Genomic DNA, 13,174 nt, shown 5'->3' with positions numbered 1-13,174 from the left:
AACCGTCCGCGGCAACACGAAGGCCCGGATCGTCGTCAGGCTGAGATGCCGTCGATCCGGGCCATGGCGTCCTCCGCGCCGTACGGCTGCAAGTACGGCAGCCAGCGCGGGTCCCTGTGTCCGGTCCCGATGATGCGCCAGGCCAGACCCGTGGGCGGGGCGGGTTTGTGGCGCAGCCGCCATCCGATCTCGAACAGGTGTCGGTCGGCCTTCACGTGGTTACAGCGGCGGCACGACGCCACCACGTTGTCCCAGACGTGCTTGCCCCCGCGGCTGCGCGGGATGACGTGGTCGACGCTGGTTGCGACGCCACCGCAGTACATGCACCGGCCCCCGTCGCGCGCGAAGAGCGCCCTGCGGGTCAGAGGAACGGGCCCCCGATAGGGAACCCGGACGAATCGCTTGAGCCGGACCACGCTTGGTGCGGGGACTGTGACGGTTGCGCTGTGCAGGAAGGCGCCGGATTCCTCGAGGGAGACCGCTTTGTTCTCCAGGACGAGGACGAGCGCGCGGCGGAGCGGTACGACGCCCAGTGGCTCGTACGACGCGTTGAGGACCAGGACATGCGGCACGGATGCCTCCTTGGGCGTCGGCGGCGCGTGGCTCGCGCCGGGACGATCTGTAGTCAGTCTCCCCTCATGCCTGGTGGAAACGCCACCATCTCCCGGTAACGGGCTGAGAGTGTTTTCGACCACACCTTTCTTCATCCCCAGGTGAGGAGGGTCTCTCCCCCGAACATTGCAACGATCCACACACGATGCACCGTTAGTGTGGTGGGTCTGCCGCCCGGTGACCTTTCCGTGACCTTCACGATCTTTGACCGCCGTACCGGGAGGCAGGGGCTGCACCTGGAGGTACCTGCCGTGTCGTTGTCCGCCGTCCTACTGGCCGCCTCGGCGTCGCCGTCCCCGTCCCCTTCGGACTCGTCGACGCCCGCCGTCCCCTCGCTCCAGGACGCCCAGGAGAGCGCGACGAACGCCGCCAGCTGGGTCGAGCAGAACTGGTCGACCTGGCTGGCGATCGGTCTGCGCGTCCTGCTGATCCTGGTGATCGCGGCGGTGCTGAGAGTGGTGGTGCGGCGGGCGATCACCAAGCTCATAGATCGCATGAACCGCACGGTCCAGGCGGTCGACGGCACGGCCCTCGGCGGTCTCCTGGTCAATGTCGAGCGCCGCCGTCAGCGCTCCCAGGCGATCGGCTCGGTGCTCCGCTCGGTGGCGAGCTTCATCATCATGGGCACCGCGGCCCTGATGATCCTCGGCACCTTCGAGATCAACCTGGCCCCGCTCCTCGCCTCGGCGGGTGTGGCGGGCGTGGCGATCGGTTTCGGCGCCCGGAACCTGGTCACCGACTTCCTCTCCGGTGTCTTCATGATCCTGGAGGACCAGTACGGGGTCGGGGACACCGTCGACGCTGGTGTGGCCTCCGGCGAGGTCATCGAGGTCGGCCTGCGCGTGACGAAGCTCCGCGGTGACAACGGCGAGATCTGGTACGTCCGCAACGGCGAGGTCAAGCGCATCGGCAACCTCTCCCAGGGCTGGGCGACGGCCGGCGTGGACGTCACGGTCCGTGCGGACGAGGACCTGGACAAGGTGAAGGGGACCATCGACGACGTCGCCGAGCGGATGAGCAAGGACGAGCCCTGGAACGAGCTCCTCTGGGGCCCGATCGAGGTCCTGGGCCTCGACAACGTCCTGCTGGACTCGATGGTCGTCCGCGTCTCGGCGAAGACCATGCCGGGCAAGGCCCTGACGGTCGAGCGTGAACTCCGCTGGCGCATCAAGCGAGCCTTCGACGCGGCCCAGATCCCCATCGTGGGCGGCCCGGTCGTCCTCACGGACACCACCCCGGACGCCGACCCGACGGCAGGCATGTCGGCCCCGTCGGCCTACGCGAACACCTCCTCCCCCCAGGCCCAGGCGGCGACACCGATAACGCCACCGAACGTGACGAAGTAGGACGCCTGAGCGGAAACGGCGCCCCGTCAGGGGCGCGGGGAACTGCGTGACCAGACCCCACCGGCCCGCGGGCTTGTCACCACCTGGCCGACGGAGCCCTCAGCGCCGCCCGAGATGGAAGTGCGGGAGCCGCCGCGGGCCAGGGGTCGAGCACTCAGCGCCCGCGCAGCCCAGCGGGCCCTTGCGGCTCGGCGTCCACCAGGCGAGCCGTGCCGCCATCGCGCCCAGGATCATCAGCGTCAGGTTCGCCGTACCGCCGAGATCCAGCTGAGGCAGATGCCCGAGCCCGATCAGCCCGTAACACAGCTCCCACGCACCCGTCATCCGCGGCCGTACGACCGACGTGACCGGCAGAAACACGATCCGCCCCGTCACGACGGTGAACGTCCCCGTCAGCAGCAGCCCGCACCCCAGCGCCACCAAGCTCGCGTCATACCAGCCCATCACGGCTCTCCTTGGCCCCCACCAGCCCCAGCGTCCGCGCGATCTGGCACACCGCGAGGAAGGCCGTGCCCTTGCTCAGCCCCGCCACCCCCTTGTGTCCGTCGCCGCCCTTCACGTCGACCAGGACCGTCCCCGCGACCGCGTCGAAGGTCAGCGACGCCCGCACCGAATGGTCTTTGTCGCGGCCCGGACGCCAGCGGAAGGTGATCTCGTCCGCGGCCGGTTCGAGGACGAGGAACGCCCGCTCGCAGTCCGCCAGCCGCTCACGGACCTGGTCCTGTCGGCCCTCGTCCGCCCGCCGCGACCAGAGCAGATGCGTCTGACGCTCCTCGAAGGCCGCCGCGTCGAGCCGGACCCCCGCCGCCCGCGCCCGTCGCTTCAGCAGCAGCCAGGCCACCGCCGCCCAGACAAGACTGACGACGCCCCAGGCCACGGCCATGCCCACCAGGTCCAGTCCCATGGCGGACCAGGAGTGGTGGTCGTCCCAGAGCGAGGAGAGCACGGGGAGGATCATCAGAGGGCTGAAGAAGGTCGCGCTGGCCCGCCAGCACGCCGCCGCCGGACTCATGAGCCGCACGCCAACTCGTAGGCCTCCGCGATCCACCGCTCGTCCCCGCCCTCCCCGGCCGGATCCACACCGCACGCAAGCGATGCCCCGAAGCCGCCGTGCCACGTCGAGACGCTGCCGTAGACCGGCGTACCGGCGCAGTCCGCGGTGAAGCCCGCCTCGACGGACCGCACGGCCCGGGCGACGACAAACGCTCCCGAGCCGTCGATGTCTCCGAAGTCATCGCGTTCCGCGGCGGCGGAGGACCTGCCCAGCCGGGCCAAGGTGTCCGTGTCCAGCCCCAGGTGCCGGCCGAGCGAGCCGAACAGCCGCTCCGCCGAAGGCCCGTGACCGCTCCTCTCCACCCGCGGCTCCAACTCCCGCACCCGAACCGGAGAAAACCGGACTTCCCCGTCCTTCTCGCCGACCTCGACCGGCCGCGAGACCGCGATCAGCCTGCGCTCCTGGCTCACCCCGGCCCACCGGATCTCCCCGTCCGCGCACGCCGAAGCGGCGGCGGTACGCGTGACCGCCGCGGAGTCGTTCCCGCCCACCCGGCACCCGGCCACGAGGAACACGGCCGCGTACAGCAACACCGCAGAGGTCTTCACACCCCGCCCCCTCCACTTTCACGTTCGCAGGCGGATGAAAGTACAGGAACCTGTGAGGGCGACCGCGTTCACCAGCGGAAAGCGGGATCGTGATGAAGGTGTGACACCCCCGGAATTAATCTTGTTCACAGCTTCTTCGCATTCCCAAAGCCCTCTCCCCCCACTTAGGTTCAAGCCATCAGCGGGCCCTTGTTCTGGAGCGCAACGCCCAGGGGCCCGCCCTGAATGTGGGGAAACGCATGAGAAAGCTCGCCATAGGCACCGTCGTCTCCGGTGCCCTGGCCCTGTCCGCGCTGGCCGTGCCCGCCGCCCAGGCCGCCACGCCGGACCTCGTCTTCGCGGACGTCGTCGTGAACAACGGCAAGACGATCGTCGTGGGCACCACCAACGCGGTGACGGTCCCGGTGACGTACACCCTGACCCGTCCCGCCGACCTGACGATCGACTACGAGAACAACGCGGCGGGCGTCCTGCTCTACCGCGGCTCGCTCGCAACCTTCGAGAACGAGATCGAGAGCGACGCCTCGCCGGCCTGCACCACCACGGCGACGACGGACACCACGGTGACGGAGTCCTGCTCCGACACCCTCACCGTCGACCCGTCGTACGACCTCTTCGAGGCCGCGGACGCCACCACCTGGAAGGTCGGCGGCTTCTACGGCCAGGTCGCCTCCGACCTGGACGACTCGGACGACAAGGTCAGCTTCGAGTACGGCTTCGCGGCCTGGGGCAACAAGGGCACCGCCAAGGTCCAGCGCGCCGCCAAGCTCACCGCCAACGCCTCGCCGGAGCCGGTGCAGAAGGGCAAGACCATCACGGTCACCGGCAAGCTGACCCGCGCCAACTGGGAGACCGGCAGCTACAGCGGCTATGTCTCCCAGAAGGCCACCCTGCAGTTCCGCGCCAAGGGCTCGGACACCTACGGCACCGTCAGGACGGTGACCTCCTCGACCGGCGGCTCCCTCAAGTCGACCGTGACGGCGTCGAAGGACGGCTACTACCGCTACGTGTTCGTGGGCACCGCCACGACCGCCGCGGCGAAGGCCACCGGCGACTACATCGACGTCCGGTAGTCACCCCCGCACCACCCCTGACCGCCCCCGCAGGTAACGACTCCGTTTCCTGCGGGGGCGGTTTGTTCGACCCCCCTTGACTCCCCCACGACCGGGACCTATGTTCCCTGCATCCGATAGGAAACCTTCCTAACAGTTACCGTCCGTAAAGTCTGCTGCGGAACAGTCCCGGGAGAGGGGTACACATGGCCGGCACCCCGAGCACGCTGCGCGCCATGAACGACCGCGCCGCACTGGACCTCCTCCTGGAGCACGGCCCGCTGTCCCGCACCCGGATCGGCAAGCTCACCGGCCTCTCCAAGCCGACCGCCTCCCAGCTCCTGGCCCGCCTCGAAGCCGCGGGCCTCGTGCTCGCCGGCGGCACCACCGAAGGCCGTCCGGGCCCCAACGCCCAGCTGTACGAGGTCAATCCGGCCGCCGGACACGCCGCCGGACTAGACGTCACCCCCGAACGCATCCTCGCCGCCGTCGCCGACATCACCGGCCGCACGGTGGGGTCGTACGAACTGCCCACCCCCGGCAGACGCCCCGCGCAGCCCGTCGTCCAGCAGGTCACCGACGCCCTCGACGGCGCCGTGAAGGCGGCCGGGCTGGCCCGCGCCGACGTCCACCGCCTCGTCATCGGCACCCCCGGCGCCTTCGACCCCAACACCGGCCGGCTGCGCTACGCCTCCCACCTCCCGGGCTGGCACACCCCGACCCTGCTCGACGAACTCGCCGCCGCGCTGCCGATGCCGGTGGAGTACGAGAACGACGTCAACCTCGTCGCCGTGGCCGAGCAGCGGCTCGGTGCCGCCCGCGGCCACGAGGACTTCGTGCTGCTGTGGAACGAGGGCGGCCTCGGCGCGGCCCTCGTCCTCGGCGGCCGGCTGCACCGCGGCTGGACCGGCGGCGCCGGCGAGGTCGGCTTCCTGCCCGTGCCCGGCACCCCCCTGGTCCGGCAGGTCACCAAGGCCAACAGCGGCGGCTACCAGGAACTCGCCGGCTCGCAGGCCATCCCGAAGCTCGCCCGCGAACTGGGGGTCGAGGACATCCCGACCGGCCCCTACGCCGATGTCGCCGCCGCCCTCGTACAGCGGGCCGCGGAGTCCGAAGACCCGCGCCACCAGCGCCTGTTGGAGACCTACGCGACCCACCTCGCCACCGGTCTCGCCTCTCTCGTCTCCGTTCTCGACCCCGAACTCGTGGTCCTGAGCGGCGCCTCGCTCGCCTCCGGCGGCGAAGTGCTGCGTTCCCTCGTCCAGTCCGAGCTGGAGGAGCTGGCCGCGGCCAGGCCCAAGCTCGTCCTCGGCGACGTACCCGAACACCCCGTGCTGCGCGGCGCGCTGGAGAGCGCGCTGGCGGCCACCCGCGACGAGGTCTTCGACACCTCGCGCTGAGCCCCCGCCCCCGGTAACCCCCCTCTCGTCAGAGCCCTCTCACCCATTCCCCGCCCCAGGGAGACCTCGCCATGCCCAAGCGCGCCCGAATAACGGCTTTTGCCCTGATCGCCTCCGTGGCCCTTCTCACCACCTCCGCCTGTACCGGCCAGTCGAGCTCCGGCGCCGACGACGACGCCTCGAAGCAGACGACCCTCAACTTCTGGCACGCCTGGAGCGCGCCCGCCGAGGTCAAGGCGGTCAAGTCCCTGATCGCCGGCTTCGAGAAGGCGCACCCCAACATCCACGTCAACGTCGTCGGCAACATGACGGACGACAAGATCAACCAGGCGCTGCGCGCGGGCGGTTCCAAGGCGCCCGACGTGATGTCGTCCTTCACCACCAACGCCGTCGGCAAGTTCTGCTCCTCCGGTGCCCTGGTCGACCTCAACCCGTTCTTCGAGAAGTCCGGCATCGACCCGGCCAAGACGTTCCCGTCGGCGATGAACGAGTACACCCAGTTCGAGGGCAACCGCTGCACGGCCCCCCTGCTCGGTGACGCGTACGGCCTCTACTACAACAAGACCGCGTTCGAGAAGGCGGGCATCAGCAGTCCGCCCAAGACGTGGTCCGAGTTCGAGGCCGACGCCAAGAAGCTGACGATCGCTCAGGGCGACAGCTACAAGCAGCTCGGCTTCATGCCGAACTACCACGGCTGGGAGACCACGACCGAGCACTACATGGGCCAGTTCTCCCCCACGTACTTCGACAAGAGCGGCAAGTCGACGGTCGCGACGGACCCGGCCGTGTCCTCCGCCTTCACCCTCCAGAAGAAGCTGGTCGACGACCTCGGCGGCTACCAGAAGCTGGAGAAGTACCGCTCCAAGCTCGGCGACGAATGGGGCCCCAAGCACCCCTTCCACACCGGCCAGGTGGCCATGCAGCTGGACGGTGAATGGCGCCTCGGCATGGCCCTGGAGGCCAAGCCCGACTTCGAGATCGGCGTCGCCCCGCTGCCCGTCCCCGACGACCAGGCCGACCAGTACGGCAAGGGCTACATCACCGGCACGATCACCGGTATCGCCGCCACCAGCAAGAAGCAGAACGCGGCCTGGGAACTGGTCAAGTACATCACCACGGACACGGACGCGGTGGTGAACTTCTCCAACGCCATCCACAACGTGCCCTCCACGCTGGCCGCCCTGAAGTCCCCCAAGCTGAAGTACGACCCGCGCTTCAAGACGTTCCTGGAGATCGCGGCGAACCCGGACTCCACGACGAGCCCCGCCTCCCTCAACGGCGGCGTGTACCTCACCACGATCCAGAACTTCGGCTACGAGTACGAGAGCGGCAGGACCAAGGACCTCAAGGCAGGTCTGGCCGCCGCGGCCAAGCAGATCGACACGGACATCGCGCAGGCGAAGTAGCGATGAGCACCAACACGTTGAGGTCGAAGCGCCGCCGTTCGGCGCTTCGCACCGCCGCCTTCATGTCGCCCTGGCTGATCGGTTTCACGGTCTTCTTCGCGTACCCGATGATCTCGACGCTCTACTTCTCCTTCATGCACTACGACGGCTTCAAGCCGCCGACCTGGAGCGGGACGAAGAACTGGACCTACGTCTTCGAGAGCTACCCCTACTTCTGGCCCGCCCTGCGCAACACCCTCTGGCTGGTGGTCATCACGGTGACCCTGCGGGTCCTCTTCGGACTCGGCATCGGACTCCTCATCACCAAGATCAAGACCGGTACGGGTGTCTTCCGCACCCTCTTCTACCTGCCCTACCTGGCCCCGCCGGTCGCGGCCACGATGGCCTTCGCCTTCCTTCTCAACCCCGGTACGGGCCCGGTCAACTCGATGCTGGAGAAGATCGGCATCCCGGCCCCGGGCTGGTTCAACGACCCGAGCTGGTCCAAGCCGGCCCTCACCCTGCTGTTCCTGTGGGGGGTGGGCGACCTGATGGTCATCTTCATGGCCGCGCTGCTCGACGTACCGAAGGAGCAGTACGAGGCGGCGGAGCTGGACGGGGCGTCGGCCTGGCAGCGCTTCCGGTTCGTCACGATCCCCAACATCTCGCCGATCATCATGTTCGCGGTGGTCACCGGGGTGATCGCGGCGATGCAGTGCTACACCCAGCCGCTGGTCGCCGGAAAGGTCGCCTCGGGTGTGATCCAGGGCGCGGGCACCATGTTCGAGCCCGGCTACCCGGACAAGTCGACCCTGACGCTCCCCCAACTCGTCTACAACCTGGGCTTCCAGCGCTTCGACTACGGCTCGGCCTGTGTCGTGGCCCTCGTCCTCTTCGCCCTCTCCATGGCCTTCACCGCGTTCCTGATGCGGCGCCGCGGCGGTCTCATCCAGGCAGGTGACTGACAGATGACCCAAGTACTGGACAGGCCGACGGAGTTGAAGGTTCCGGCCTCCCCCGCCGAACGCACGGCCCGCCGCAAGGCGCTCCTGGAATGGATCGCGATCCACTCCCTGGGCATCGCCGCGGCCCTGTTCTTCACGCTCCCCTTCGTGTTCGTCTTCCTGACCTCGCTCATGAGCGACGACCAGGCCCTGAGCCGGGACCTGATCCCGCACACCTGGGAGTGGGCCAACTACCGCAAGGTCTTCGACACCCCGGGCTTTCTGACCTGGTGGAAGAACACGCTCCTGTACGCCGGACTCGGCACCGTCCTCGTGGTCGTGTCGTCGATCCCGGTGGCGTACGCGCTCGCCAAGTTCCGCTTCCGGGGCCGCAACCTCTCCCTGATGCTGGTGATCTCGATGATGATGCTGCCGCCGCAGGTGGTCGTCATCCCGATGTACCTGTTCTGGGCGAAGCAGCTGGACCTCTCCGGCACCCTGTGGCCGATGATCATCCCGCTGGCCTTCGGGGACGCCTTCTCGATCTTCCTGCTGCGCCAGTTCCTGATGACGATCCCCAACGAGTATCTGGACGCGGCCAAGGTGGACGGCTGCGGAGACCTGCGCACCCTGCTGAGGGTCGTCCTCCCCATGGCCAAGCCGGGAATCGCCGCGGTGGCCCTCTTCCAGTTCTTCAACGCCTGGAACGACTACTTCGGCCCCCAGATCTACGCCTCGGAGAACCCGGGTGCCTGGACGCTGAGTTACGGCCTGGAGTCCTTCAAGGGCGCCCACCACACCGACTGGAACCTGACCATGGCCGCGACCGTACTGGTCATGGCCCCCGTGATCCTCGTGTTCTTCTTCGCTCAGAAGGCGTTCGTGGAGGGTGTCACGCTCACCGGAGTAAAGGGTTGATGACCATGAAACTCACCGTGGTCGGCGGAGGCTCGACCTACACACCCGAACTCATCGACGGCTTCGCCCGGTTGCGGGACACCCTCCCCATCGAGGAACTGGTCCTGGTCGACCCGTCGACGGACCGTCTGGAGCTGGTGGGCGCCCTGGCCCGCCGTATCTTCGCGCGGCAGGGCCACCCGGGCCGGATCGTGACGACGTCCGACCTCGACGCGGGCGTGGACGGCGCCGACGCGGTGCTCCTCCAGCTCCGCGTCGGCGGCCAGGCGGCCCGCCGACAGGACGAGACATGGCCGCTGGAGTGCGGCTGCGTGGGCCAGGAGACCACCGGCGCGGGCGGTCTCGCCAAGGCGCTGCGCACGGTCCCGGTGGTCCTGGACATCGCGGAACGGGTCCGCCGTACGAACCCGGACGCCTGGATCATCGACTTCACCAACCCGGTGGGCATCGTCACCCGGGCCCTCCTCCAGGCCGGCCACAAGGCGGTGGGTCTGTGCAACGTGGCGATCGGCTTCCAGCGCAAGTTCGCGGCCCTGCTCGACGTGGCGCCGCCGGAGATCTTCCTCGGCCACGTGGGCCTCAACCACCTCACCTGGGAGACGGGCGTACGCCTGGGCGGCCCCGAGGGCAAGGACGTACTGCCCGACCTGCTGACCGAGCACGGCGAGGCGATCGCGACCGATCTGCATCTGCCCCGCGCGCTCCTGGACCGCCTCGGCGTGGTCCCGTCGTACTACCTGCGCTACTTCTACGCACACGACGAGGTCGTACGAGAACTGCGGACCAAGCCCTCCCGGGCGGCCGAAGTGGCCGCGATGGAACAGGAGTTGCTCCGCCTGTACGCCGACCCCGCACTGGACGAGAAGCCGGAGCTGCTCTCCCGGCGGGGCGGCGCCTTCTACTCGGAGGCGGCGGTGGACCTGGCGGCAGGCCTGCTCACCGGCACCGGAAGCCCGTACCAGGTGGTGAACACCTACAACCACGGCACGCTGCCCTTCCTCCCCGACGACGCGGTGATCGAGGTGCAGGCGGCGGTGGGCCGGACGGGCCCGACCCCACTGCCGGTACAGACCGTGGACCCCCTCTTCGCGGGCCTGACGGCCGCGGTGACGGCCTACGAGGACCTGGCCCTGGAGGCGGCCCTGCACGGCGGCCGCGACCGTGTCTTCCGCGCCCTGCTCTCCCACCCCCTGATCGGCCAGTACGAGTACGCGGAAGACCTCACCGACCGACTGGTCGCACACAACCGGGAGCATCTCGCGTGGGCATGACCGCACGTGTCCTCGCCATAGACGCGGGCAACAGCAAGACCGACGTCGCGGTCGTGACGGCCGACGGAACCGTCCTGGCCACCGCGCGCGGCGGGGGCTTCCGGCCACCGGCGGTGGGGGTGCGGGCCGCGGTGGACGCACTCGCCGAAGCCGTGGCCGAGGCCTTCACGGCGGCCGGGATCACCTCGGTGGACCGTGTGTCGGCCTGTCTGGCGAACGCCGACTTCCCGGTCGAGGAGGAGCAGTTGGCCACGGCCCTGCACGCCCGTGCGTGGGGAACGACGGTGGAGGTCCGCAACGACACCTTCGCCATCCTGCGGGCAGGTGTCACCGAACCCCGCGGTGTGGCGGTCGTCTGCGGTGCCGGCATCAACTGCGTGGGCATGCGTCCCGACGGCCGCACCGCCCGTTTCCCGGCGCTGGGCCGTATCTCCGGCGACTGGGGCGGCGGCTGGGGCCTGGCCGAGGAGGCCCTGTGGCACGCGGCGAGGGCAGAGGACGGCCGAGGGGAGCCGACGGCCCTCTCCCGCACCCTGCCGTCCCACTTCGGCCACGACACCATGCTCGCCCTCGTCGAGGCCCTCCACCTGGAGCACATCGAACCGACCCGCCGCCACGAACTCACCCCGGTCCTGTTCACCACGGCGGCGGACGGCGACCCGGTGGCCCGCGCCCTGGTGGACCGCCTGGCAGAGGAGGTGGCGACGATGGCCGCGGTGGCCCTGACCCGCCTGGACCTGCTGGAGGAGGAGACCCCGGTACTGCTGGGCGGAGGCATCCTGGCGGCACGCCATCCCCAACTGGACGACGGCATACGGGACCTGCTGGCGTCCCGAGCCCCCAAGGCCGTACCGCAGGTGGTGACGGCGAGCCCGGTGCTGGGAGCGGCCCTGCTCGGCCTGGACGGGCTGGGGGCGACCGTGGCGGCACAGACCCGTGTACGGAGGTACTACGACGCCTGACATCGCCCCCGAAACCCGAACCTGGAACCGAACAGATTCCCCCCGCGTGTGAATGGGCAGGGGGTGGTGCGGGGCGCCGAGCAATGCCGGAAACCCGCGCACCGCGCTGCAATCCGATCAAGATCCAGTGAAGGCCGGTGCGGATGTCGGTCCCGGCAGCGATACTTGCGGCGACGGATGACCACGGGGGAGGTCAACAGTGACACACCCGCCCAAAAGCAGCGCGGCGCCACCACCGGTACCAGGCATGCCCACCATGCCGGCGGTACCACCACAGCAGACGCATTCCAACGGCTCACCCGGCGGCACCCCCACGCCCGCCCCACCGCCGGAGCCCCGTCGCACCGCGTTCGCCGAGGGCGTCGACCACCTGCGCGCCGCGGCCACCACCGAACCCGGCCGGCTGCGCATCATCGGCGCCTTCCTCGCCGCCCTCGTCGTGGCCTTCGGCGCGGTCACCGCCTGGCAGATGACGGACCGCGCGGCGGCCGCCGACGACGTCCTCAACAAGAGCCAGCCGCTCAGCAGCGCCGCCGCCGACATCTACCGCAGCCTCGCCGACGCCAACACCACCGCCTCCAGCAACTTCCTGGCGGGCGGCCAGGAGACGGCCGAGTCCCGCGACCGCTACGAGAAGGACATCGACCGGGCCGCGGCCGGCCTCGTCAAGGCCGCCGCGAACTCCGACCCCGGCTCCGCCGCCGCCGCGACCGTCTCCGAGCTCAACCGTCTGCTGCCGCAGTACAAGGGCTACGTGGAGCGCGCGCGGACCAACAACCGCCAGGGCTTCCCCGTCGGCGGCGCCTGGCTGCGCTTCGCCAACGAGACGATGCAGAACGACATGCTCCCGGCGGCCGAGGACCTGTACAAGAAGGAGAACCAGCGGCTGCGCGCCGACTACGCCGACGCGACGCCCTACCCCTGGGCCGCGATAGGCCTCGGCGTCCTCGCACTGGCCGCGCTCGGCTGGGCCCAGCACCGCAACTACCAGCGCACCAACCGACTCATGAACCACGGTCTGGTGGCCGCGACGGCCACCGCGACGGTCGTCATGCTGTGGCTCGTCGTAGGTCACAGCGTCGCACGCGCGGGCCTGAACGACTCCTACGACCACGGCGTCCGCTCGCTCAACGTGCTGCACGACGCCCGCATCGCCTCTCTCAAGGCGCGGGGCAACGAGAACCTGACCCTGGTGGCCCGCGGCGCCGAGACGAAGACGGTCAAGAACGCCAAGGGTGAAGAAGTCACCGTGGACGCCTACGACGACGACTTCCAGACCGACATGGACATCCTCGGCAAGGGCCTGACGGAGGCGGCGAAGCTCGCCGACGACGGCTCCGGCAAGCAGCCGGTCACCACCGCCGAGGGCAATATGAAGGTGTGGAAGGAGCGGCACGCCGCGGCCCGTGAACAGGACGAGTTCGGCAACTACGAACAGGCCCTGGACCTGGTCATCGGCGCCAAGGGCGCGACGGGCGAGTGCTTCGACAGCGTCGACGACAACCTCGCCAAGGCGCTCGCGCACGAGGAGGCCGAGTTCGAGCAGTCGGCCGGCGACGGCCTGGGCGCGATGACGGGGCTCCCGGTGGGCGCCGCGGTGCTCGCCGTCCTGGGCGCGGCCGGCGCGGTCCTCGGCATCGGCCGCAGGCTGTCGGAGTACCGGTGAGAGGGGGCAAGCCGAT

The 13,174-nt window shown here is 69.5% G+C and carries 13 protein-coding genes; 9 read left to right on the top strand and 4 right to left on the bottom strand.

The window, feature by feature from the left end:
• Positions 1-35 precede the first annotated feature (35 nt).
• On the bottom strand, positions 36-572 hold the full coding sequence (locus ACWD3I_RS02010) for an HNH endonuclease (RefSeq protein ID WP_266892303.1): 537 nt from the start codon (positions 570-572) through the stop codon (positions 36-38).
• A gap of 291 nt (positions 573-863) precedes the next feature.
• On the opposite strand from ACWD3I_RS02010, the gene ACWD3I_RS02005 reads away from it, so the two are divergent.
• Positions 864-1,958, top strand: a complete 1,095-nt coding sequence (locus ACWD3I_RS02005; RefSeq protein ID WP_365394337.1) for a mechanosensitive ion channel family protein — start codon at positions 864-866, stop codon at positions 1,956-1,958.
• A 99-nt stretch (positions 1,959-2,057) separates the two neighbouring features.
• On the opposite strand, the gene ACWD3I_RS02000 is transcribed toward ACWD3I_RS02005, so the two are convergent.
• From ACWD3I_RS02000 to ACWD3I_RS01990, 3 genes are read right to left on the bottom strand one after another with little or no spacing between them, the layout of a single operon-like run.
• The gene (locus tag ACWD3I_RS02000) at positions 2,058-2,402 is read right to left on the bottom strand and encodes a hypothetical protein (RefSeq protein WP_365394336.1); all 345 of its coding nucleotides are present in this window, start codon (positions 2,400-2,402) and stop codon (positions 2,058-2,060) included.
• A complete protein-coding gene (locus tag ACWD3I_RS01995) occupies positions 2,389-2,970 on the bottom strand; it encodes a hypothetical protein (RefSeq protein ID WP_365394335.1) in 582 nt (193 codons plus the stop codon). Before ACWD3I_RS01995 ends, ACWD3I_RS02000 begins: the two co-directional genes overlap by 14 nt.
• The gene (locus ACWD3I_RS01990) at positions 2,967-3,560 is read right to left on the bottom strand and encodes a hypothetical protein (protein WP_365394334.1); all 594 of its coding nucleotides are present in this window, start codon (positions 3,558-3,560) and stop codon (positions 2,967-2,969) included. The genes ACWD3I_RS01995 and ACWD3I_RS01990 overlap by 4 nt, the downstream gene beginning before the upstream one ends.
• Before the next feature lie 239 nt (positions 3,561-3,799).
• Between ACWD3I_RS01990 and ACWD3I_RS01985 the strand changes: the two genes are divergently transcribed.
• From ACWD3I_RS01985 to ACWD3I_RS01950, 8 genes are all read left to right on the top strand, one after another.
• The gene (locus tag ACWD3I_RS01985; protein WP_365394333.1) at positions 3,800-4,633 is read left to right on the top strand and encodes a hypothetical protein; all 834 of its coding nucleotides are present in this window, start codon (positions 3,800-3,802) and stop codon (positions 4,631-4,633) included.
• A 185-nt stretch (positions 4,634-4,818) separates the two neighbouring features.
• Positions 4,819-6,012 (top strand): ROK family transcriptional regulator, encoded by a 1,194-nt coding sequence (locus ACWD3I_RS01980; RefSeq protein WP_365394332.1) that lies wholly within the window; start codon positions 4,819-4,821, stop codon positions 6,010-6,012.
• A 71-nt stretch (positions 6,013-6,083) separates the two neighbouring features.
• Positions 6,084-7,418 carry an ABC transporter substrate-binding protein gene (locus tag ACWD3I_RS01975; protein ID WP_365394331.1) on the top strand — a complete coding sequence of 445 codons (1,335 nt, stop codon included), beginning with the start codon at positions 6,084-6,086 and terminating at the stop codon, positions 7,416-7,418.
• Positions 7,419-7,420: 2 nt separating this feature from the next.
• Positions 7,421-8,362 carry a carbohydrate ABC transporter permease gene (locus tag ACWD3I_RS01970; RefSeq protein ID WP_365394330.1) on the top strand — a complete coding sequence of 314 codons (942 nt, stop codon included), beginning with the start codon at positions 7,421-7,423 and terminating at the stop codon, positions 8,360-8,362.
• 3 nt (positions 8,363-8,365) lie between these two features.
• Complete coding sequence (locus ACWD3I_RS01965; RefSeq protein WP_365394329.1) at positions 8,366-9,259, top strand: carbohydrate ABC transporter permease; 894 nt, start codon at positions 8,366-8,368, stop codon at positions 9,257-9,259.
• Positions 9,260-9,264: 5 nt separating this feature from the next.
• Positions 9,265-10,530, top strand: coding sequence for a 6-phospho-beta-glucosidase (locus tag ACWD3I_RS01960; protein WP_365394328.1), 1,266 nt, complete (start codon positions 9,265-9,267; stop codon positions 10,528-10,530).
• Positions 10,521-11,492: an N-acetylglucosamine kinase gene (locus ACWD3I_RS01955; protein ID WP_365394327.1), complete on the top strand. Its 972-nt coding sequence runs from the start codon at positions 10,521-10,523 to the stop codon at positions 11,490-11,492. Before ACWD3I_RS01960 ends, ACWD3I_RS01955 begins: the two co-directional genes overlap by 10 nt.
• Before the next feature lie 256 nt (positions 11,493-11,748).
• Positions 11,749-13,158 carry a hypothetical protein gene (locus ACWD3I_RS01950; protein ID WP_365394399.1) on the top strand — a complete coding sequence of 470 codons (1,410 nt, stop codon included), beginning with the start codon at positions 11,749-11,751 and terminating at the stop codon, positions 13,156-13,158.
• Positions 13,159-13,174 lie beyond the last annotated feature (16 nt).

It is taken from the genome of Streptomyces sp. NPDC002817 (genome assembly GCF_053592055.1).
Note: the sequence above shows the minus strand (reverse complement) of the source record. Positions and strands in the feature narration are given on the sequence as shown.

What these genes read in the sequence shown, in the direction of transcription:
- ACWD3I_RS01980 (WP_365394332.1), top strand. Translation starts at nt 4,819, where the DNA reads ATGGCCGGCACCCCGAGCACGCTGCGCGCCATGAACGACCGCGCCGCA.
- ACWD3I_RS01965 (WP_365394329.1), top strand. Translation starts at nt 8,366, where the DNA reads ATGACCCAAGTACTGGACAGGCCGACGGAGTTGAAGGTTCCGGCCTCC.
- ACWD3I_RS01995 (WP_365394335.1), bottom strand. Translation starts at nt 2,970, where the DNA reads ATGAGTCCGGCGGCGGCGTGCTGGCGGGCCAGCGCGACCTTCTTCAGC.
- ACWD3I_RS01950 (WP_365394399.1), top strand. Translation starts at nt 11,749, where the DNA reads ATGCCGGCGGTACCACCACAGCAGACGCATTCCAACGGCTCACCCGGC.
- ACWD3I_RS01970 (WP_365394330.1), top strand. Translation starts at nt 7,421, where the DNA reads ATGAGCACCAACACGTTGAGGTCGAAGCGCCGCCGTTCGGCGCTTCGC.
- ACWD3I_RS02000 (WP_365394336.1), bottom strand. Translation starts at nt 2,402, where the DNA reads ATGGGCTGGTATGACGCGAGCTTGGTGGCGCTGGGGTGCGGGCTGCTG.
- ACWD3I_RS01975 (WP_365394331.1), top strand. Translation starts at nt 6,084, where the DNA reads ATGCCCAAGCGCGCCCGAATAACGGCTTTTGCCCTGATCGCCTCCGTG.
- ACWD3I_RS01960 (WP_365394328.1), top strand. Translation starts at nt 9,265, where the DNA reads ATGAAACTCACCGTGGTCGGCGGAGGCTCGACCTACACACCCGAACTC.
- ACWD3I_RS01985 (WP_365394333.1), top strand. Translation starts at nt 3,800, where the DNA reads ATGAGAAAGCTCGCCATAGGCACCGTCGTCTCCGGTGCCCTGGCCCTG.